Source organism: Acaryochloris sp. IP29b_bin.137, from assembly GCF_028285745.1.
GTDB lineage: Bacteria > Cyanobacteriota > Cyanobacteriia > Thermosynechococcales > Thermosynechococcaceae > Acaryochloris.
In genome coordinates, this window is record NZ_JANQOP010000274.1 from 1 (window position 1) to 19506 (window position 19506).

Consider the following 19506-nt stretch of genomic DNA (forward strand, 5'->3'; position numbering starts at 1 on the left):
CATCTGCCCAGGTATAGATAACAGCTGAGATAGCTGAAATCGATGACACTTGAGGATCTTCTTGAAATAGTGTCATCGGAATGTTATCTCCAGCTTGTCGAGAGATCTCTGCTTGATACTGATGGCCTGTTTTAAGAATAGAGAGAGTCTCTCGATCGTAGTAAATGGTCTCGTAACCAAACGGAAAGAATGCCCTAACCACTCTCGGTAAATCAGGCCGCTCCTTCAAGGCACTTGGAATCCTACATCCATTAATGGCTATCACACACGCACCATGCGGTCCAACAATACCTTTTTCCCGATAATGGTCGAATTTCTTGCACTTTTCCCAGAAAGCACTGGTTATCCTGAGTTTAATTTTCTCATCTGGAACAGGATGAGCACCGGGTTGTTTTTTCGGTACAGCATCAGCATTAGAGCCTTGATTGGGAGCTATTGCCTCGACCCATATATGGTTCGGTTTTACAACCTTAAAATCAGGTCCTTTGGAAGCATTTTTATTCTCTAGCTTGCATCCAGATTCCAATAGCGAGACACCAAGATATAACTCCCAAACTCTCTGGTAATAACTTTCTCCCAAATTTTGAACGAAATCTGGGTCAAGCATTCCGTCAAGGCGATGCCACATCTCTGTCACATAGTTACGTGCCTCAATGCAGTTTAAGTTGTTCTCTGTTCTGACTAATTCGTAAGCTTCATCCGAACCTGGTTGAGCAAAAGGGAGGATATTGGTTAACTTTTTCAAAGGTATACCTCACCCTTAATACAGGACAATTCTAGGCTTTGGCATCACCCATATGGTCTGAGATGACAACTAAGTAACCATCAGGATCGCGGAACCAAATTTCGTGCTGTTGGGCATTGGGGTTGATATGGGGTTCGGTGACAATTTCTGGGCTGAGTGCCCGAACCTTGGCAACACCGGCGTCAAAGTCATTGGTGCGAAACCATAAAATCACCCCATTTCCGGGCGGTATCTCAGGATTCCACATCCCTGGATGCTCATGTACATCCTGCCGATGAAGTTGCAGCAGCAGTTTCCCTTCAAACGTCAGCATTTCATATTCATCACCCCCATGAGCGCTTTCACAGCCCAAGAGTTTTTGGTAAAACTGGCTACTCGCGACAACATCTTTAACGGTAATGAGCGGCTCTATTTTCATCGCTGTTAACCTTCCTGAAGGCGGGCTAGTAAGGGAGCAGCACCTAGCAAAGTTTGAGTATAGGGATGTTGAGGATTGGTGAAGATCTCTGCCGTGGGGCCGATTTCGGCAATTTTGCCCTTACTTCATGACGGCGATGTGATCGCAAAAGAATCACGCCATCCACAAATGAAATCCTAGCCTACTGCAACAATGTTAGGGGTTGTTACAAGGGAACTTTGGCAATCCGGTTTATCCATTCTTCTGTAGTGACTGACCAAATTAGAATCAGTTCCTCAATAACAGTTTCTAAAGCGGTCTTCCTGGAAATAATGAGTGCACCTGAACTTTGGTTGTTGACCATAAACTCTGTGAATTCAGTCGGCATCGTTCTTCGATCATGCGTCATTAAATGCGTTTTTGCTTGGCGGATAAAGCCCATATTTCGGCATTCCTCAGTCCTTTTCTTTGATAAACGCCTCGGCTTGCTCAGCAAGTAACTGCACCTTGGTTTCTGCAGCCTCAGCTAAGGCAATAATTTCCTTTAGCTCAGATCAAGTTAGCCGACTCAAATAACCATAGTGTCAGTCAATGATTTGTGGAAATTGAACCTCAGCAAAGTGGACCTGATGGCTCATTGTGGTAGTTGGATAAAAATTACAGCGTAAACCCGGCTTCTTTTCAGATTGCTCTCAGCAAAAGTCTGTAGGTTTAGGTAATCATGCTTATACTGATAGGTGCGAAAAAAGAGTTTGCTTCCACCTAATTGAGATGATTTAAATCCACTGGTGAGCCATTGCTCCCTAAATCTCCCCCCGACGTAAACGAATGGTTTCTATCGCCCGCAAAAATTTATTCCAGGACCTACCTCGCTTTATTGTTGCCCAGGCGGGCATCATGTTTTCCGTTGGGTTAGTCACCATTCAAATTGGCATCCTCAATGGGTTTACCCGTTCGTCCACCGTACTGATTGAAAATGCAGATGCAGATATCTGGGTGACCTCCGAAGAGTTACGCCATTTGGCCTTGACCCTACCTTTGGAATATGAACAGCTGGCTGAAGCGAAAGAGGTAGAAGGAGTCGATCGCGCAGAACCCCTAATTGCCCAATCCACCGTGTGGCGGGATAAGTCCAATCAGATTGCCCCTATTCGGATTATTGGCTTTGACCCTGAAGATACCTTGTTTCGACCGCGTACTCTTTTAGAAGGAACCCTAAAGGATATCCAGCAGCCCTATAAAATCTTTGTGGATCAAGCCGACCTCAAGTTATTGGATGTCTCGGCAGTGGGTGATCGGGCTGAAATTGGCTCCTACGAAGGAGAGATTAAAGGGATTACGACCGGCACTCGCTCCATTGTGGCAAGTCCTTATATTTTTACGTCTTTACCGAATGCTACGGCTTATCTGAACTCTCCCATTGCTAAACCAGATGAGACCCCACCCGACCCGCCTGATTTAACGGATCAAAACCGGATTACCTATATTCTGGTTAAAGCGAAATCCGGTGAAAACCTATCCGCCCTGAAAGACCGCCTAGAAGAAGCCTTACCCGGTACCAAAGCCTTTACGCAAGCTGAACTCACAGAATTGACCCAAACCTATTGGCAGCAGAGTACTGGGGTCGGCTATATCTTGGGTTTAGGTGCAGTGGTAGGCATTGTGGTTGGAACCGTCGTGGTGGGCCAAATCCTCTATTCCTCTGTTACGGACCATCTGCGGGAGTTTGGCACCATGAAGGCCATGGGCTCGTCTGATTGGTATATCTATCGCGTCATCTTAGAGCAAGCGCTGTGGATGGCGGTGTTGGGATATTTGCCGGGTATGGGCCTTTGTTTGGGCTTAGGCGCTTGGACGATTCAGGCCCAAGCGATTCAGATCTTGATTAGTCCGGTAACAGCAGCCGGGGTCTTTGTCGTCACCGTCGCCATGTGTAGTGGAGCAGCCATCTTTGCCATCCAAAAAGTGACTCGACTCGATCCAGCCCTCGTCTTTAAGTCGTAAACCGATTCGGAAACAAAACTGACTCAACTGGGAAACCTGTCAAGAGAGATATACCTGATGCAACTTGCTTTTCGCCAACGACCTCAACCGATGACATTGATGACCTCCAATCCTGATACTGCTGGTGATTTGGCTACGCCTGCCATTCAGGCCAAGGGCATTGAAATGGCATTCCAAGTGGGCGATCAGCAGTTCAAGGTTTTGAAAGGCATTGATCTAGAAATTAAAACCGGGGATGTCGAATTGCTGATGGGGCCGTCAGGGTCGGGGAAAACGACGCTGCTGTCCATCTTAGGGGGCATCCTAACTCCCACCAGTGGGCAGGTTTCCTTGCTGGGCCAAAGCATCACGGGACTGCCTCGCCATAAGCTATCCAAGTTTCGCTTGCAGAATATCGGCTTTATCTTTCAGGGCTTTAACCTCTTTCCTGCCCTAACGGCAGCGGAGAATATTGAAGCGACCCTGAATTTAAAGGGGATTCGCGGTCGAGCGGCAAAGAAGCAATCGATCAAGCTGCTGCGGCAAGTGGGGCTGGCGGATAAGACCCGAAGTCTGCCGCGGGATTTGTCTGGGGGGCAAAAGCAACGGGTTGCGATCGCAAGAGCGTTAGCCGGAAATCCCAAGCTGATTCTGGCGGATGAACCCACGGCTGCCCTAGACTCTCAGCGGGGCCATACGATTATGGAACTGCTGCGCAAATTAGCCAAGGAAGAAGGTTGTACGGTCCTCATGGTGACCCATGACCCCCGGATTATGGATATCGCCGATCGGGTGGTCTATGTAGAAGATGGGCTGATCACACCGAAACCTGCCAATCCCTCCTTTGTACATAAGCCTGAATGATGCATCTTGGCCTCATTTAGTGATTCCATTTCAAGGTTAGGGAAAAACAGGATAACAGTGACAATCACCGATTTGCATCTTGGAAGACAGTTGCAGCTTCCTGAAACGAAACACCATGCTTTTGAATGCTGAAAGTGGCTTTTTGAGAAGCCCATTCAAACTGCATTGTCTAACACTATTCGAAAACTATTTCATCAGGTTGGGCTAGCTGATAAAACGTGAAATCTGACGGGCGATTTATTGGACGGGCAGAAACAGCTGGTAGCGATCGCAAGAGCATTAGCCGGAAAGCCCAAGCTGATTCTGTCAGGTGGAACCCACGGCTACCCTGGACTCTTGGCCAGGCCATACGATCATGGAACTGCTACGTAAATTAGCCAAGGAAGAAGGCTGCACGGTCGGGCGCTTTTGCCAGTTGTGGAAGGGCTAAGTTTACCTTGTTGTGACACTGGGGAATAAGACATCAACAAGTATCAAGCACTTCTTGGCACCAATCGATCCATTCTTTCTCGTATCGAATCCCTCGTCTGAGGGTCAAATACCGGAACTGCAAGGCTGGTTCTGGAGCATCTAACTGCTGAAAACAAGCCTCTTTTTCTAAATAGCGGTCTAACTGTTGTTGATGTAGGGCCTGGCGAGCTTTGACCTGCTGGATCAGCAATGGACGAGGGACATAGGGGCCTGCTAGAACCTTGACCAGGAGATCTTCACGGATGGGGGTCGGTGTGGACGGTTCAGCATACCAGTTCAGTAGTTCTTGTTTGCCCATCTCGGTAATTTGGTAGACCTTTTTATCCGGTTTACCCTGTTGGGGAACCAGCTCATGGGTTACCCAGCCTTGGGTTTCGATCTTGGATAACTCTCGATAAATCTGCTGCTGACTGGCTTTCCAAAAACAGCTCACCGATTCCTCAAAGCGTTTACTGAGGTCATAGCCGCTGTGGGGAGCCTCAGATAGAACCGTCAGAATCGTGTGGGCAAGGGTCATGAATTGATGATGGGGTAGCGTTGACATATCCAACAAGTTGAGTATAAATTATCGAAGTAATACTCAACAAGTTTTATATCAACAAGTTGGATATAAGCAATGGCTCAATCTTCTCCTCCGCTGCCTAACCAGGCCTTTAAACTGTCCGTTTGGAAATCCCCACGGATGCTGGGTTTAGCCGTGTTGACTGTTGGAGCAGTAACTTTTGGCATCAAAACGTGGGGGACGCCTCAGACTGGCCCCGCTCCCAAACAAGCCATCTTGCCCGTCACCACCCTGTTCCTGCAGCCTTCAACCTCCTATGACATTCAGCGCACCTATGCCGGGGAAGTGCAGGCCAACCGCACCAGTGAACTGGGTTTTGAATTGACCGGAACCTTGATCGAGATTGCTGTGGATGAAGGAGATTGGGTGCAGCAAGGGATGCCCCTAGCTCGTTTAGATACGCGCAGCTTAGCTGCCCAGCGGCAGCAGCTTTTGGCCCAAAAAGCACAGGCTCAAGCTCAGTTCCGAGAGCTAAAGACGGGACCGAGAACGGAAGAAATTGGCGCTGCGCGGGCGGCGGTGGAGGATTTAGGTCAGCAGCGGTTGCTGGCGGAGAAGCAAAGCAAGCGTCGTCAAGAACTGTATAAGAAAGGGGCGATTTCCCGAGAGTCCTTTGAAGAACGGTATTTTGCCGCTCAAGCCTTGGAAAAACGCCAGGGCCAGGCCCGGAAGCGGTTAGAAGAACTGTTGGCGGGAACGCGGGTGGAGCAAGTGGAGTCCCAGTCAGCTCAGTTAGCTGAAATTGATGCCCGCATAAAAGCCTTAGATATTCAGCGATCTAAAAGTGTGCTGCGAGCGCCCTTTACGGGGCAGGTAGCGCAGCGTCTTATGGATGAAGGGGTGATCTTAAACGGTGGACAACCGATTGTGCGGCTAGTGGAAACATCAAAGATCGAGGCCCGCATTGGCATCCCCCAGGCGATGGCGAGCCGCATGCAGCCTGGTCAGACCTACCCAGTGCAAGTAGGCGATCAGCGCTATCAGGGGCAGGTTAAAACGCTGCTACCGGAGGTGGATAACCAAAGTCGAACGGTGATGGCGGTGTTGACCTTACCCAAGGATGCTGCAGTCTCGATGGGGCAAACGGCCAAGCTGGTGTTGGCTCAACGGCAAACTCAACCGGGATTTTGGCTGCCCTCAACGGCGGTGATTGCGGGAGAGCGGGGCTTATGGTCGGCCTATGTATTGAAATCTACAGATCAAGATCAGGTGTTTAGTGTGGCTCGGCGCGATCTGGAAGTACTGCATACGGCGGGCGATCGCATCTATGCTCGCGGCATGCTGAATCCCCAAGAGCAAGTTATTGCCAAAGGCACCCACCGTCTCGCTCCTGGCCAACTGGTCAAAGTTGCCAACACCAAAAACTAGCGCGATACCGAAACGATACCGAGGCCGTATCACCATGTTGAACCTGTTCTACCGCAACCGCCAGTTACTGATCCTGTCGATTGCCCTCATTGTGGTTTGGGGCTTGTCCTCTTTTCTGACCTTGCCTCGGCTGGAGGACCCGGAAATTACACCTCGGTTTGCCACGGTGACCACCTTTTGGCCAGGGGCAAGTGCTGAGCGGGTGGAGTCGCTGGTCTCAGAACGGATTGAGACAGAACTACAGGAAATTGAAGAGATTGAAGAAATTGACTCCACCTCCAGTTTGGGGGTGTCCGTGGTGGTGGTGGAACTGAGTGATGCGGTTCCAGATGTGGATCCGATCTGGGCTCAGGTGCGGAGCAAGGTGGAAGATACGATTCCAGCCCTACCCCCCGATAGCCTAAAGCCGGAATTTGACCAGAGTGATCTCAAAGCCTCGGCCTTGATTGTGGCCTTGATCTGGGATTTGGAAGGTGAGCCTAACTACACGATTTTGACGCGGGTGGCGGCAGGGCTGGAAGACCGACTGCGCGGCATTCCGGGGACGGACAAAGTCGAGGTGTTTGGTGACCCCCAGGAAGAAATTCTGGTGGAAATCAATCAGGCTGAGCTGGCGAATTTGGGATTAACCCCGGCTGAAGTGGCACGGCAATTGCAGGCCAGTGATGCCAAAGTTTCAGCGGGGACTTTGCGGGGTGAGGCGGATGAGTTTTTGCTGGAAGTGGATACTCAACTGGAAACCCTGGCCCGAATTAAGACGATTCCGATCCAATTGGGCGATGCAGGGCAGGTGACCCAACTGCAGGATATTGCCCAGGTCACCAAGGGAATCCGCACGCCCCTCGATAGCCTTACCCTGATTAACGGCAAGCCAGGAATTACCCTCTCTGCTACAGTGGAATCCCAAGAGCGAGTCGATCAGTGGGCGCAGCTTGCTCGTCAGCAGATCCAAGGCTTTCAGGCCAATCTGTCGGACGGCATGAGTGTCGAGGTGATCCAAGAGCAAAGTCAGTATGTTCGCCAGCGGCTGAACGGGGTAATTACCAATCTGGTGGTGAGTTCGGTCTTGGTGATCGGCATTTCTGTGGTGATGCTGGGATGGCGGGCAGCCCTGATTGTGGGCACGGCCTTACCCCTAGTCACTCTGGCGGTGTTTGGCTGGATGCAAGGACTGGGAATTCCCCTCCATCAGATGTCAATTACGGGCTTGATTATTGCCCTGGGATTGCTGATTGATAACGCCATTATTGTTGTGGATGAAGTCCAGCATCGATTGCGAGAGGGATTACGGGGTGCGATCGCAGTTCGAGAAACCGTGCAACATCTGGGCATTCCGCTGCTGGCCTCGACCCTGACCACCGTGTTTGCCTTTGTCCCCATTGCCACGTCTAAAGGGGGTACCGGAGAGTTTATCGGCACGATTGGTTTAACGGTTATCCTAGCTCTCTTAAGCTCCCTGGCGGTGTCCCTGACGATCATTGCTGCTTTAACCGCAATTATCGGCGTCGGCCAGTCTGGAACGAAAGGGCCTCGCTGGTTGCGCAAAGGGGTGTCTAGTCCAGCCCTGTCCAGGGGCTTTCGGCATCTGCTGCGGCTCACCTTAGCCAAGCCGATTCTGGGGATTGGCCTCTCCCTGCTGTTGCCTTTGGTGGGCTTTAGTCAATTTGCCGCCTTGCCCCAGCAGTTTTTCCCACCGACTAATCGGGACCAGATCCAAATTCAGGTGGAAATGCCCACCTCCTCTACGATTACCCAAACCACGGAAACCGTGCGCGATCTGCGGGATCGGATGCTAGCCCATACTGAAGTGGCGGAAGTCCAGTGGTTTATTGGTGAAAGTGCGCCGCGCTTTTTCTACAACATCAATAGCATCCGCACCAATGTCCCGGATTTTGCCCAGGGCATTGTCCAACTGGCCTCTACAAAAAATCTCAGCCAGACCATTCAGTCCTTACAGGTTGAACTGGATGCCGCCTTTCCCCAAGCCCAAATTTTGGTCAAACAGCTGGAACAAGGCCCTCCCTTTGGTGCACCCATTGAGATTGAAGTGTTTGGTCCTGATATGGAAACTCTGCGGCAGTTGGGCAATGAACTCCGCACCCTCTTGGCTCAGGAACCCGAGATGGTGCAAACGCGGGCGGTGATTAATGAAGCCCTGCCGAAGCTGGCCTTAAATGTGGATGAAACCCAGGCTCGGCGGGTGGGCTTGAGTAATGAAGCTATTGCCCGTCAGCTCAATGCCTATTTGGATGGCAATACAGGGGGTTCACTATTGGAGTCCACGGAGGATCTGCCCGTGCGGGTGCGCTTGTCGGATACGGATCGTGACATCTCTGGAGCTATTAGGGAGTCAAGATGGGCAGGTACCGTTGAGTGCGATCGCAGACATAAATCTAGTGCCCAACCTCGCCACGATTACCCGCCGCGATGGTCAGCGGTTCAATACAGTGGAAGGCTATTTGCAAGCAGGAGCCCTGCCCGATACGGTGCTCAAACAGTTCCAGGCGCGACTCGATCAGAGCGAGTTTCAACTGCCACCAGGTTATTCCATGACCTATGGCGGCGAAGCGGATGCTCGTGGCAGTGCGGTGGGGAATTTATTAGCCACTGTTGGCTTGTTGGTGATTTTGATGACCGCGACCCTCGTTTTATCCTTTAATTCGTTTTTACTGGCGGGTCTGATTGCCCTAATTGCCCTTCTTAGTATCGGATTGGGAGCCTTTGCCCTATGGGCATTTCAGTCCATCTTTGGCTTTACCGCGATTTTAGGCATGTTGGGCTTAATTGGTTTAGCGATCAATGATTCGATTGTGGTGTTAGCGGCCCTGCGGGAAGATGAACGGGCTTGTCAGGGATCGCGACGGGCGATTGAGCGGGTAGTGTTATCTTCTGCTCGACATGTGGTGGCGACGACGTTAACCACCATTGTGGGGTTAGTACCTCTGATGGTGGATGAGACAGGATTTTGGCCACCCTTGGCGATTACGATTGCGGGGGGCTTATTGGGGGCTACCATTCTTGCTTTATATTTTGTGCCCTGTATCTTTCTACTCATTCATCGGAAACCTCGCCAACATCAGGTCAAGTCGGTAGTTGTGATGTCTGCTTAGCGATGAATGATGCTGATAGCTGTGCTGACTATGGATTGCTCCTGCACTCCATATAAAAATCGATGTTGGGCCTTAATGACCTCTGAGTAAGCCGTATAAAGTTTGTTTGATTCAGCTTGATCATCTTTGTGAATCAACACATGTTGACCTAAACTTCGCAAAATGCTAATATTTTTCTATATGCGGGGGTATTGATATGACAGCTAAAAAGAATGCACGTTATTACAAAAAGCCGACTTGTGCGGTTTTGGGAAAATCATCCTACTTCTAAATCGAGTCTTCTCCTCTGGTTTAGACTGACAACACAAGCCCATTGGAATAACTTTGTTGAGTTACGCCAAGTTTTCCCCTCTGCGGATCAAGTCAAAAACTTTACGGTCTTTGATATTGGCCGAAGCCATAGGCTAATCACCTTAGTTGATTATCAATATCAGAAAATATTTATTAGACATGTCCTCACCCATGCCGAATATGACAAAGAGGACTGGAAAAAAGATAAGTGGTTTGACAACTAATGCCAAATATCTCGAACTACTGAGTCAATTTCCACCTCAGCCAATTACCACCTCTGAAGATCTAGATGCGACCCAAGCCGTCATAGATAGTCTCCTGGATCGAGCAGCTTTAACTCCTGAAGAACAAGCATATTTAAATGTTTTAGGCACTTTAGTTTGGGAGTATGAAGAGCAAAACGTATTTATTCCGAGTCTTTGTGGTGTTGAGTTGCTTAAAGCATTAATCGCTGAATTTCAGCTCAAGCAAAAAGATTTAGTGCCGATCTTTAAAACAGAATCAATTGTTTCTGATGTTTTACATAGCAAACGTAAGTTGACAGTTGAGCATATTCAGAAGCTTGGAGAGTTCTTCAATATTTCTCCAGCCGTTTTTTTTGAAGACCCATAGGTGCAATCTCTGACTTTGGAAGGCTGGCTAAGCTAGTACGAGACGTTCAGTAGTCACGGTGGAAGATAGTGGTGATTGCTGTTAGAGCTTGGTTGGCCACATACGATACTGGACCATTAACCGGCATCGGGCTGCGTTCTAGTCTCGATCAAGATGTATCCCACTCCTCAATTCCTTCTATAATCCAAGAATGAGTAGTTACCGCTCCCCTCACCACAGTGTGAAAGGGAGCCTTTTCCTTGGGTGGTATCAAAGTCGCTATCGCTATTGATACTCAGCTCCCGCCAAGCTTATCGGCAATCCGATCATTCCAATCAACGTTTAGTTCTTGCCGATCCATTTGCCAAGTTTTTGGGACAATTTCTTCTTCAGCAAACTCTACATCACCCGTTGGCGGGATATCTACAACATCCACTAGATTCTCCCCCAACGTCTCAGCAATTTCCCAAGCATCATCAGGATCTTCGGCCTTGATCAGTCGAACCAGCGGTTTACCACTGTCCTGTTCGTAAATCGCATAAAAGTCCTTATCAACAATGTCTAACTGACTCATGGTTGAAGCTCCAAACTGGATATCAACAGTTCTAAAGTCATCGTCCCATAAACAAGAGCAGGGCAGAAATGACCTGCCAACAGAGGCCCTGCTTCGGCTTAATCGATCTTGCTTAAGACTAAGAGAACAGCACTACTCAGCAGTGGTAGCTCTTTTCGGGATGGGCAAAAGTTTTGAGACTCGCCCCATATAGTCTTTGTACTCCTGCCCCAAAGTCGCCATTAGATCCTTCTCTTCGTAGTACAGACCAATAAAGATATAGACACTCATCATTCCAGAGAGCATCAGATGCGTCGTGGTCATGGTTGGTGCAAACCAAATGCCGATTAATACACCGAGTTGGATCGGATGACGGACCAGCTTGTAGAGAAACCGATCGGTAAAATTGGGTGCTGGTTCTGGCTTATTCATAAAGTTGAAATAGACCTGCTGCAAGCCAAATAATTCGAAGTGGTTGATCACAAACGAAGCCAGAACCAGCAAGACCCAACCCACCAACTGACCCGCGATAATAGTTGTCCGGGCAATCGGATTGTCAATTTGCCAGAGGGTGCCAGGCAACGCTTGTCAGAACACACCGATCAGGCACAAAATCATCCCCGAGAGCAAGACATAGGTGCTCCGTTCTGCAGCGTTGGGAATCATTTTGGTCCACGCGGTCTTAAATCCAGAGCGGGCCATTACAGAATGTTGGAGTCCGAATAACAGCACCAACCCCACATTGATCAGCACTGCAATCCCCAGTGGGCCAGGGATACCTGAGTCGATGTGAACAGGCATAAACTCCCAACCACCAATAAACAGAATAAAGAAGACAAGTCCACCCAGACCAACAAAATAGGAGAAAATGCCATATACGAGAATTAAGTAGCGCCCCATACCCTTATTTACCTACATACCGAATCATTTTTGGCTTAATGTATTGTTCAGAAAGTTAACTGAGCGAAGTGTGTAATACCTTGCCCAGCATGGTTTTCCCTTTGTTTTGGTATTATGCACGAACTTTAGAATGCACCAACCCGACGGTAACTTTTCTTGAGAAGAATTGTGGTTGTGGCCCAATCGCAACGTGTTCGGTATGACCCGAGTTAACGAATGGAAAGGAAGATCCTCTGAAGCGTTTATGTTCTCCAGCACACTCGTTTGTGCCAAGCATTGGCGCTAGTCATACCTGTCAAGGGAAAAGGTGCCTTCAAGGGGGTTGTGTTGGTGGATGATCAGCCCACGATGTTCCTGCTGACCCATTGGTTGATATGGACCTGATAGGGATAGAAAGGGGATTGATAAAGCTCAAGTACGCTGAACCTCGAACAGCAGTCATACCGTGTGATTACTGTAGTGGCGACCCTCGATAGGCGATAGAAGACCCACAACTTTATGTATCAGTATTGATTTGCAGGCAGAATCTTTATGGCAATCCAGTCTTCTTTCTTCTCTGGCCATAAAGTGCAATATTGAAAGAAATTGAACCATCATTTTTTGTGGTTTTTATTTCTGCATCAATTATTTAACTCACTCAATTAAAGAGTTTCGTTGTGCATAAAAAGATCGCGTTACCTGCCATTCACCCTGGAGCTATAGGCATCGGTTTATCAGCATTATTTGCAGTAGGGTTCTGCCATCAGAAAGCCTACTCCAAACAGCTTGACGCTTCTAATGTGACTCAAAAAACGCTTTATGCCAATACGAATGTGAGTAAAAAAGCTAACTTTGCCAGTGTAAGTGATGGGTCGTTTGATAGGCATCGTTTCACTTTTAACGGCAAAGATCTTGGCCACGTAATGGCAGACATAGATCGAGAAAATATCGGCGATAATAAGGGTCAAGATGACATCAGAACTGATGTCTGGATAGAGAGTTCTAAGCAAGACGAGGTGCTGAACATTGCCTCTTTACCTGCCCCCCTCTTCTCTGAGATTCAGCAGTTAGAGACAGTGATTACGTCCAGTGGAGACGCCGCAGATATTTTTGTTCCTCGAAGTGCCAAATCTGATCCGGCTGCCAAGCCTTTTCCTGTGGCGCTGTTGCTTCAGGGAGCTAATGTTGACAAATCCCACTACTCTGAATATGCCAAAGTGGTTGCGAGCTATGGCTTTGTAGTCGTCATTCCCAATAACTTAAGAACTTGGCCTTTGCCACCCCCTGCGCCAACCACAACAGGGTATTACCCTGAGTTGAAACTGATCAATGAGGCCTGGAATTTCATCAAAGATCCGGCTGTTTCTCCTGTGGCAGAGGTCATCAACCCAGAGCAATTGGTACTGCTAGGCCATTCGTTAGGAGGGGCTGCAGGATTAAACGCTGTTCAGGGAGGATGTTCAATTCCTAAATGCCTTTATGGTGAATTCAAGCAACCGGAAGCATTGGTTGCCGCTGTTTTCTATGGTACTCACCTTAAGCCCTATACGGGTGGCCCTGTTCCCCCCATTAATAACGACACGATACCCACGGCTTTAATCTTGGGTGAAAAAGATGGGCGATCGTTTCCCGAGAAAACGAAAGAAACCTATCAACAGTTGGGGAATCCGACGAAGGTGCTGGTATCCGTCACAGGGGCCAACCATTTTGGCATTACGAATAGCAATGCACCCAATAACCTAGTCAATACGCCTGCTGTGGTTCCAGCTATTCTCCAGGATCCTAAGGTGCAAGATATTTCTCAAGCGCTGGCAATCAAAACGATTGGGACTTGGACGGCATTATTTCTGCGAGCGACAGTTCTCGAAGATCCAATGGCCTTGGATGTGATCTTCAGTGGCGCTGGAGATAAAGTAGATAACAATGTCAAGGTCATGATGCAAAATCCGTCGCCCTAGATTTGCACGACCTAAAATTTCGTGACTCCATCCAGTAGACGATCCTGAAAAATTACACTGATACGCTTTCATCCCATATTGGGCAATCTAGAAATGAACTCTAGGCTCGGCCATTCAGAAAAAGATTGAATATGTCAATCAATGGGTTAGAAATGGCGAACATCTAACGTCTATATTCATGGACCAGAATATTCACTTTACGATCTTATCTTGTTGGCATTGGGCTACTGCCCAAAAGGCGAAAATAGTCTTCTTAGAGTGCATAATATAATACTTATACCCAAATAGAAAAAATCAGTATGAATTCTTTTATTGATTCAAATATTTAGAATTTTCAGGGTAATTATGCCATTTCTTCGGTTAATCTCTGATCTCAATTTTTCGGGTGTTATCTATCGTTCAGTATAGACTCATTACATTTTTCATGAATTTGGGATTAATCAGCCATATCCCAAGTGATTAGCAATTCAATGTTGGGGAAATTTGTTCCAATGCGCCAAGATGTCGACCAATATTTTTCTGTACTTATTCGTCAAAAACTCAACTTATGTCTCTCGGAAGGCTGGGTTTATGGACAATTGAAACAGGAGTTCGCACTTGAACAGGATGAATTGGAAGAACTTGCCAGACGCTTGGGGTTCCGGAAAGGTTGGAATCCTGGTCTGAAAGACTTACTGGAATACCAATGGTCTAAAGATCAAGAAACCGTTCGGACTTTGGAGAGAATTCGGGGAAAATCTTTGGTCCCTAAGCCACCCCAGCGCACAAATCGCAATCCATCGCATCAAAAGAGCAAGCATGCTGAGACTTCGTCCGAGCAGAATCAAAAAAAGAGCAAGAATGCACTGCAACGCTCGCTTAAACAACTCCATGCGCTAACTGGACTGGGTACGGTTAAATCTACAGTCCAGGAGTTAGTCAATATCGCTAAGGTCTCTCAGATGCAGGCGAAAGTAGGCATCAAATCGCCTGCTATTACGCGACATCTTGTGTTCACAGGTAATCCCGGAACGGGCAAAACTACGGTAGCGAGACTATTGGGGAAGATTTATCAACATCTAGGCGTGGTCTCAAAAGGACACTTTGTCGAAGTCGATCGCAGTGACTTAGTGGCGGAGTATGTGGGACAAACAGCTCCCAAAACGACCAAGGTGATCGAGTCGGCCTTGGGAGGGGTGTTGTTTATTGATGAAGCCTATGCGTTAGTTCCGGATGGCCGTAGGGATGTGTTCGGCCAAGAAGCCATCAACACACTCCTAAAAAGGATGGAAGATTGCCGAGATGATTTGGTAGTAGTCGTTGCAGGCTATAAAGCAGAGATGTCTCATTTTATTGACTCTAACCCTGGTTTAAAGTCTAGATTTTCTCGAACTATCCACTTTGAAGATTATGCACCATCGGAATTAGCAGATATTTTTAAAGCGAGTTGCGAACAACATGGCTATCTACTCTCGGATAAAACCTTAGAGTCGATGCGCCATTTAATTCGCCAATTTGACTCTCAAATCGGTGAGCTTGGTAATGGTCGATTTGTACGAAATATCTTTGATCGCTGTGTAGCCATGCAATGTAATCGTTTGGCTGCTTTCACAAAGCCCACCAAGAACGATTTAAGGACGTTTCTGCCTGCTGATATTCCCACTCATGAGCAGCTTGCCAAGTCTCTTTTATAGCAAGCGGCAGGGTGCAGTATTTAGCCCAAAGCTGAGCGGCAGGGCATCAGATGCTGAGTCTTGCTGTGGTGTTTTGGGAAATAGCGTTGGCACAATGTGCTGATCCTGATGCATATACAAGCTGCGATCGCACGATAGTTTCATAACATTTGTATGGCACTCTATCAGAGCCTGAGGGAGATGCATTCGAAGATGACACCAACTTTTTTTACCTGGCTTTTGCTCATCTCCATCTGTTACAGCTGTTTGGTATACCTCGTGAGTGACTTAATTGCGCTCGGGGCTTGGTTCTTACTATGGTTAACTTCACTTCTCTTCTCTGTGACGGCAGTGTTTGCTTTTAGATGGCAAAGATGGCGTTATCTTTTCCTGATCCAGCCCCTGGCAGTACTAGTTGCCTTCTTCTTCTGGTCACCGATTAGGCCTTTTGTGAGCTTTTACTTTTCTCTGCATCCAGATATGACACTCCCAGAAGTGAGAGCTGCCGTTATGCAAAATTATGCGGGTACATCTTTCCGATTACCCAGTGAAGAGAATTGGAGGCCGAATCAAGAGGAAAAGAAAGCCGGTATCTCCAAAAAGCTCTATCTAGTTGCCCCCTATAACGTGATTCTTGACTGTGATGCAATCTTCATCTGTTTGGATCGCCATAGGGTGTGCCGTCCTTATGGGTAAATTGCCAGTGTACCTCAACCCATTTTGCCATTAGGTCATCATCAGGATATTCAACCTGGTCATCAGGGGTGCGATCGCCAATTTCTAGATAAACTGCATCAGCACCAGACTCATTACATAAATGGTGACCATCAGCCTCACCAGCCGGGAAACCAGCCGCCATCCCAGGAGTTAGACAGGCTTTGCCAGCATTGGTTTTCAGCATTAGCTCCCCTTCTAGCACGTAGATAAACTCGTCTTGTCGACTATGCCAATGACGGAGGGCAGAGCAACTGCCGGGCGTTAACCGCACCAAGTTGACGCCAAAGTTCTTGAGGCCCGCCGCATCACCGAGTCGTTGTTTGCTACGACCTGCGACTTGCGGTTGAAAGCGTACGGGATAGTTAGAGTGGGTGTGATCAGGGATACGAGCCAAATCAAGGAGCATGATGAGCCTTCCAGTCAGTTGTTATGATGATTGTGCCAGGTAGAAGACACCTGTCTGTATTCAGGTATAGATTTCATGAAATGGGTCAAAGCAATTGCCGGTATTGCTATCGCTGCTGGCATAGTTGTTGGTTTTAAGTTTTATCGTAAATTTCAGATGGCCGGTGATGTGAGGAATAAATTATTGGCTGCCTGTGCTGAGAGTACTCAATGTGCCACATCTGTGAACACTCACTTTGATCACTGCTTCGATGCGAACTACGATTGGGGAAATCGACAGCGCTTAGGTAATCTGGACGGTCCCAAATTTGCTGATTGCATCAACGAGAAAGCGGATGAATACTTTACCCTTCAGCCTGAATAATCAGCCCTCAACTCAATTGAGGCTGACACTCAAACTGCCCCAAGCATTAGGTTGTGCTCGTGCCTAGATATTAAACCAAGTGCTAGAAACCTATATTACGAGTGAAAGGGAGTATCTTGAAGTCATCCAACAAGGCTTAAACAAACTGGCCCAAGGGAATGTGGTTGATTATTCAGAAGTAGTTGCTGACGGGTCTCAAAAAAGCACAATATCGGACTAATGCCGTATCGCCCATAATCAAGCGCCTGCGATTTCTAGTGCTTGTTGGAGACGTTTGAGATCTTCGCCCCGCTGATGGAGGAGTAACCAAGACTCCATCAAATCAGGCCCCTTCATATCTCCGGTGAGTGCAGCACGAAGCGATCGCATCACCAATCCCTTCTTCAGCTTGTTGGCTTTCACCGTCGAATTGATAAACGATTTTGCTGCTTCTGCCGATAACTCAGATCCTTCCACATCTGCAAGCGGGTCAATCACCCCTTGCAAAGCCACTGCTACCCCCTCTTGGCTCAACTGCTTGCAAGCATCTTCCGTCCAAGTCAACTCTCGGGTAAAGAGGAACTGCGTCATCTCAACCGCATCCTTGAGCCTGACTAAGCTAGGCTGAATCAATGCCGTCACTTGATCTAGCCAAGGTCGGTCAGCATCAAGATCAAAGTCATAACCCGCCCCTTGCCAATAGGGAATCAGCGCATCAGCTAACTCGACCACGGGCTGGTCATGCAGATATTGACTACTGAGCCAATCTAATTTGTCCCAATCGAACTTGGCGCCTGCCTTGTTCACACGTTCAAAATCAAACTGGGCAGCCGCATCCCTAAGGCTAAAAATCTCCTGGGTCGGATCGGGGGGAGACCACCCCAGTAGCGTCATATAGTTCGCCAAAGCAGGAGCAGTAAACCCCATCTCCTGAAAATCGGAAATAGAGGTAACGCCGTCCCGTTTCGACAGCTTGCGGCCCTCCTTATTCAGAATTAAGGGGGTATGCGCAAATTCAGGAACCGCACCGCCCAAGGCTTGATAGAGCAAGATTTGTTTGGCCGTATTGGCAATATGGTCTTCTCCCCGGATTACATGGGAAATGTTCAAATCCATATCGTCTACGACAACCGCCAAGTTGTAGAGCGGTTGGCCCACTTCACCAGAGGCGGTGGCTCTAGCAACCACCATATCACCCCCCAGATCCCGTCCCTGCCAATGCATGGGACCGCGAACCAAATCCTTCCAGGCAATCGTTTGGTTGTCGTCAATCTTAAAGCGGATCACCGGCTGGCGACCCTCAGCTTGGAAGGTAGCTTCCTGCGCCGCCGTTAAATGGCGATGTCGATTGTCGTAACGGGGGGCTTCATTCCGCTCCTTTTGAGCTGCCCGCATCGCATCGAGTTCATCAGGCGTGCAGTAGCAGCGGTAGGCCAGGCCCTGATCGAGCAGCTTTTGAATGGCATCTCGATACAAGTCTAGGCGTTGAGATTGGAAATAGGGGCCCTCATCCCATGCCATTCCCAGCCAACGCAACCCCTCCAGAATATTTTCGGTGTATTCCGGTTGCGATCGCGCCTGATCCGTGTCTTCAACTCGGAGGATAAAGGTGCCTTGGTGATGGCGGGCATAAAGCCAGTTAAAGACTGCAGTTCTGGCAGTCCCGATATGAAGGTTCCCCGTTGGGCTAGGGGCGATACGAACTCGAACAGTCACTAAATCTCTCGGCTACGCTATAAACTCCATCCTACCGATAAAGCCACCTGAATAGAGATCCGAAAACCTCCCAGGTGACTTCACATGGAAATATGCAGTAGGAACGGGACTGACGGGATTCGAACCCGCAACTTCCGCCGTGACAGGGCGGTGCTCTAACCAGTTGAACTACAGTCCCCTGTGTTGGGCAACCTTTATTGTGCTAACTGAAATGAGATTTGTCAAACAAATCCTTTAAGTTGCCCGTCAAAGCCACTCAATCAACGACCAACTAGTGGACTCGTTGGGAGAGAAGCTGCTCTTCCAAGGCCGCAATACGGTTATAGGCGGCGGTCAGTTGAGCCGTAAGCCGTTGAATTTGAATCTCTGGTGAAAGGGGTTTGTCGCCTTGCTGCTCCTTAGCATCAAAGGATGTGGTTTCTGCTAGAACATCCTTATGGGTCATACCCGGATCGGTGTGCAAAGAAGATTCACTATAAGTTGCGCCAGGGAACGGCCTTGAGTGGGAATCCTGCTGCGACAGAGTTGTGGTCAATTTATGATCAAGCTGCTCGATCACCTGGTGCAGGGCATCAACCTTATTACTCACCACTGTGAGTTGCTCTTGAACTGAATCCATGGTTTTCCCCTACTGATTTGACTTAATTCTATGGTAAGGATTTCTGGCGGCAAACGGAGCCTTTTTAGAGGGGCAAAACGAAATTAAATCTAAAGTCTTGTCCCAATTTGTTGTGAATAGAGAAGCTATATTTCAGGCTATTTTGGCCAGGGAAATCCTTCAAACAATTACAGGTCTTTAGTTTGCGTACATTTACCTTCAAAAAACTTTCCGAAAACATCATTTCATGTTTATTGATGGGGGGCAGGAATAGACATAATTCGTTAGAAAATAGGTCCTCCT

General features: G+C 48.3%; 19 protein-coding genes, 1 tRNA gene and 3 pseudogenes. 10 read left to right on the forward strand and 13 right to left on the reverse strand.

The features are described from left to right. The 4 genes and pseudogenes from Q0991_RS19365 to Q0991_RS19375 form a co-directional block, all read right to left on the reverse strand. A partial coding sequence (locus Q0991_RS19365; RefSeq protein ID WP_299491601.1) for a hypothetical protein occupies positions 1-745 on the reverse strand: 745 nt, incomplete at its 3' end. A 31-nt stretch (positions 746-776) separates the two neighbouring features. After that, on the reverse strand, positions 777-1163 hold the full coding sequence (locus tag Q0991_RS19370) for a VOC family protein (RefSeq protein ID WP_299491604.1): 387 nt from the start codon (positions 1161-1163) through the stop codon (positions 777-779). 5 nt (positions 1164-1168) lie between these two features. Then, a pseudogene (locus tag Q0991_RS25275) lies at positions 1169-1331 on the reverse strand (ABC transporter ATP-binding protein); the annotation flags it as partial. 37 nt (positions 1332-1368) lie between these two features. Then, the gene (locus Q0991_RS19375; RefSeq protein ID WP_299491606.1) at positions 1369-1530 is read right to left on the reverse strand and encodes a hypothetical protein; all 162 of its coding nucleotides are present in this window, start codon (positions 1528-1530) and stop codon (positions 1369-1371) included. 440 nt (positions 1531-1970) lie between these two features. On the opposite strand from Q0991_RS19375, the gene Q0991_RS19380 reads away from it, so the two are divergent. The 3 genes and pseudogenes from Q0991_RS19380 to Q0991_RS19390 all read left to right on the forward strand — a co-directional run. Beyond that, positions 1971-3146, forward strand: a complete 1176-nt coding sequence (locus Q0991_RS19380; RefSeq protein WP_299491608.1) for an FtsX-like permease family protein — start codon at positions 1971-1973, stop codon at positions 3144-3146. 99 nt (positions 3147-3245) lie between these two features. Then, positions 3246-3989, forward strand: coding sequence for an ABC transporter ATP-binding protein (locus Q0991_RS19385; protein ID WP_366525014.1), 744 nt, complete (start codon positions 3246-3248; stop codon positions 3987-3989). Between the two features lie 198 nt (positions 3990-4187). Then, positions 4188-4389: pseudogene (locus tag Q0991_RS19390) on the forward strand (ATP-binding cassette domain-containing protein); the annotation flags it as partial. 63 nt (positions 4390-4452) lie between these two features. On the opposite strand, the gene Q0991_RS19395 reads toward Q0991_RS19390, so the two are convergent. Next, positions 4453-4977 carry a PadR family transcriptional regulator gene (locus tag Q0991_RS19395; protein WP_299491612.1) on the reverse strand — a complete coding sequence of 175 codons (525 nt, stop codon included), beginning with the start codon at positions 4975-4977 and terminating at the stop codon, positions 4453-4455. Between the two features lie 99 nt (positions 4978-5076). On the opposite strand from Q0991_RS19395, the gene Q0991_RS19400 reads away from it, so the two are divergent. From Q0991_RS19400 to Q0991_RS19415, 4 genes and pseudogenes are all read left to right on the forward strand, one after another. Further along, positions 5077-6390: an efflux RND transporter periplasmic adaptor subunit gene (locus tag Q0991_RS19400; RefSeq protein ID WP_299491614.1), complete on the forward strand. Its 1314-nt coding sequence runs from the start codon at positions 5077-5079 to the stop codon at positions 6388-6390. Between the two features lie 34 nt (positions 6391-6424). Continuing rightward, a pseudogene (locus Q0991_RS19405) lies at positions 6425-9500 on the forward strand (efflux RND transporter permease subunit). A gap of 212 nt (positions 9501-9712) precedes the next feature. Then, a complete protein-coding gene (locus tag Q0991_RS19410; protein WP_299491616.1) occupies positions 9713-10015 on the forward strand; it encodes a type II toxin-antitoxin system HigB family toxin in 303 nt (100 codons plus the stop codon). Further along, positions 10005-10403, forward strand: coding sequence for a transcriptional regulator (locus Q0991_RS19415; protein ID WP_299491618.1), 399 nt, complete (start codon positions 10005-10007; stop codon positions 10401-10403). Before Q0991_RS19410 ends, Q0991_RS19415 begins: the two co-directional genes overlap by 11 nt. A gap of 274 nt (positions 10404-10677) precedes the next feature. On the opposite strand, the gene Q0991_RS19420 is transcribed toward Q0991_RS19415, so the two are convergent. The 3 genes from Q0991_RS19420 to Q0991_RS19430 all read right to left on the reverse strand — a co-directional run bounded on the left by Q0991_RS19420 (position 10678) and on the right by Q0991_RS19430 (position 11835). Beyond that, on the reverse strand, positions 10678-10956 hold the full coding sequence (locus Q0991_RS19420) for a hypothetical protein (protein ID WP_299491620.1): 279 nt from the start codon (positions 10954-10956) through the stop codon (positions 10678-10680). A 132-nt stretch (positions 10957-11088) separates the two neighbouring features. Beyond that, positions 11089-11517: a methyltransferase gene (locus Q0991_RS19425; protein WP_299491621.1), complete on the reverse strand. Its 429-nt coding sequence runs from the start codon at positions 11515-11517 to the stop codon at positions 11089-11091. Positions 11518-11523: 6 nt separating this feature from the next. Then, a complete protein-coding gene (locus Q0991_RS19430; protein WP_299491623.1) occupies positions 11524-11835 on the reverse strand; it encodes a hypothetical protein in 312 nt (103 codons plus the stop codon). A 656-nt stretch (positions 11836-12491) separates the two neighbouring features. On the opposite strand from Q0991_RS19430, the gene Q0991_RS19435 reads away from it, so the two are divergent. Together Q0991_RS19435 and Q0991_RS19440 are read left to right on the forward strand one after the other, a co-directional pair. After that, entirely contained in the window at positions 12492-13772 is a 1281-nt protein-coding gene (locus Q0991_RS19435) for an alpha/beta hydrolase (protein ID WP_299491625.1), read from the forward strand. 491 nt (positions 13773-14263) lie between these two features. Next, positions 14264-15445 (forward strand): AAA family ATPase, encoded by a 1182-nt coding sequence (locus Q0991_RS19440; RefSeq protein ID WP_299491627.1) that lies wholly within the window; start codon positions 14264-14266, stop codon positions 15443-15445. Here Q0991_RS19440 and Q0991_RS19445 read toward each other — a convergent pair. Both Q0991_RS19445 and Q0991_RS19450 read right to left on the reverse strand, forming a co-directional pair. Then, on the reverse strand, positions 15440-15589 hold the full coding sequence (locus Q0991_RS19445) for a hypothetical protein (RefSeq protein WP_299491629.1): 150 nt from the start codon (positions 15587-15589) through the stop codon (positions 15440-15442). The two genes, Q0991_RS19440 and Q0991_RS19445, sit on opposite strands and share 6 nt — an antisense overlap. 487 nt (positions 15590-16076) lie before the next feature. After that, positions 16077-16547 carry a cupin domain-containing protein gene (locus Q0991_RS19450; protein WP_299491631.1) on the reverse strand — a complete coding sequence of 157 codons (471 nt, stop codon included), beginning with the start codon at positions 16545-16547 and terminating at the stop codon, positions 16077-16079. A 75-nt stretch (positions 16548-16622) separates the two neighbouring features. Between Q0991_RS19450 and Q0991_RS19455 the strand changes: the two genes are divergently transcribed. Next, positions 16623-16910: a hypothetical protein gene (locus tag Q0991_RS19455; protein WP_299491633.1), complete on the forward strand. Its 288-nt coding sequence runs from the start codon at positions 16623-16625 to the stop codon at positions 16908-16910. A gap of 237 nt (positions 16911-17147) precedes the next feature. Here Q0991_RS19455 and gltX read toward each other — a convergent pair whose 3' ends face one another. From gltX to Q0991_RS19470, 3 genes are all read right to left on the reverse strand, one after another. Continuing rightward, positions 17148-18605, reverse strand: coding sequence for a glutamate--tRNA ligase (gene gltX / locus Q0991_RS19460; protein WP_299491635.1), 1458 nt, complete (start codon positions 18603-18605; stop codon positions 17148-17150). 104 nt (positions 18606-18709) lie between these two features. Continuing rightward, positions 18710-18783, reverse strand: a tRNA-Asp gene (locus Q0991_RS19465). 93 nt (positions 18784-18876) lie between these two features. Next, entirely contained in the window at positions 18877-19224 is a 348-nt protein-coding gene (locus Q0991_RS19470; RefSeq protein ID WP_299491637.1) for a hypothetical protein, read from the reverse strand. Positions 19225-19506 lie beyond the last annotated feature (282 nt).

Excerpts from the sequence above, each read along its gene's own strand:
- Q0991_RS19370 (WP_299491604.1), bottom strand. The coding sequence starts at position 1,163 with ATGAAAATAGAGCCGCTCATTACCGTTAAAGATGTTGTCGCGAGTAGC.
- Q0991_RS19375 (WP_299491606.1), bottom strand. The coding sequence starts at position 1,530 with ATGCCGACTGAATTCACAGAGTTTATGGTCAACAACCAAAGTTCAGGT.
- Q0991_RS19380 (WP_299491608.1), top strand. The coding sequence starts at position 1,971 with ATGGTTTCTATCGCCCGCAAAAATTTATTCCAGGACCTACCTCGCTTT.
- Q0991_RS19385 (WP_366525014.1), top strand. The coding sequence starts at position 3,246 with ATGACCTCCAATCCTGATACTGCTGGTGATTTGGCTACGCCTGCCATT.
- Q0991_RS19395 (WP_299491612.1), bottom strand. The coding sequence starts at position 4,977 with ATGACCCTTGCCCACACGATTCTGACGGTTCTATCTGAGGCTCCCCAC.
- Q0991_RS19400 (WP_299491614.1), top strand. The coding sequence starts at position 5,077 with ATGGCTCAATCTTCTCCTCCGCTGCCTAACCAGGCCTTTAAACTGTCC.
- Q0991_RS19410 (WP_299491616.1), top strand. The coding sequence starts at position 9,713 with ATGCACGTTATTACAAAAAGCCGACTTGTGCGGTTTTGGGAAAATCAT.
- Q0991_RS19420 (WP_299491620.1), bottom strand. The coding sequence starts at position 10,956 with ATGAGTCAGTTAGACATTGTTGATAAGGACTTTTATGCGATTTACGAA.
- Q0991_RS19430 (WP_299491623.1), bottom strand. The coding sequence starts at position 11,835 with ATGGGGCGCTACTTAATTCTCGTATATGGCATTTTCTCCTATTTTGTT.
- Q0991_RS19440 (WP_299491627.1), top strand. The coding sequence starts at position 14,264 with ATGCGCCAAGATGTCGACCAATATTTTTCTGTACTTATTCGTCAAAAA.
- Q0991_RS19445 (WP_299491629.1), bottom strand. The coding sequence starts at position 15,589 with ATGAAACTATCGTGCGATCGCAGCTTGTATATGCATCAGGATCAGCAC.
- Q0991_RS19450 (WP_299491631.1), bottom strand. The coding sequence starts at position 16,547 with ATGCTCCTTGATTTGGCTCGTATCCCTGATCACACCCACTCTAACTAT.
- Q0991_RS19455 (WP_299491633.1), top strand. The coding sequence starts at position 16,623 with ATGAAATGGGTCAAAGCAATTGCCGGTATTGCTATCGCTGCTGGCATA.
- Q0991_RS19470 (WP_299491637.1), bottom strand. The coding sequence starts at position 19,224 with ATGGATTCAGTTCAAGAGCAACTCACAGTGGTGAGTAATAAGGTTGAT.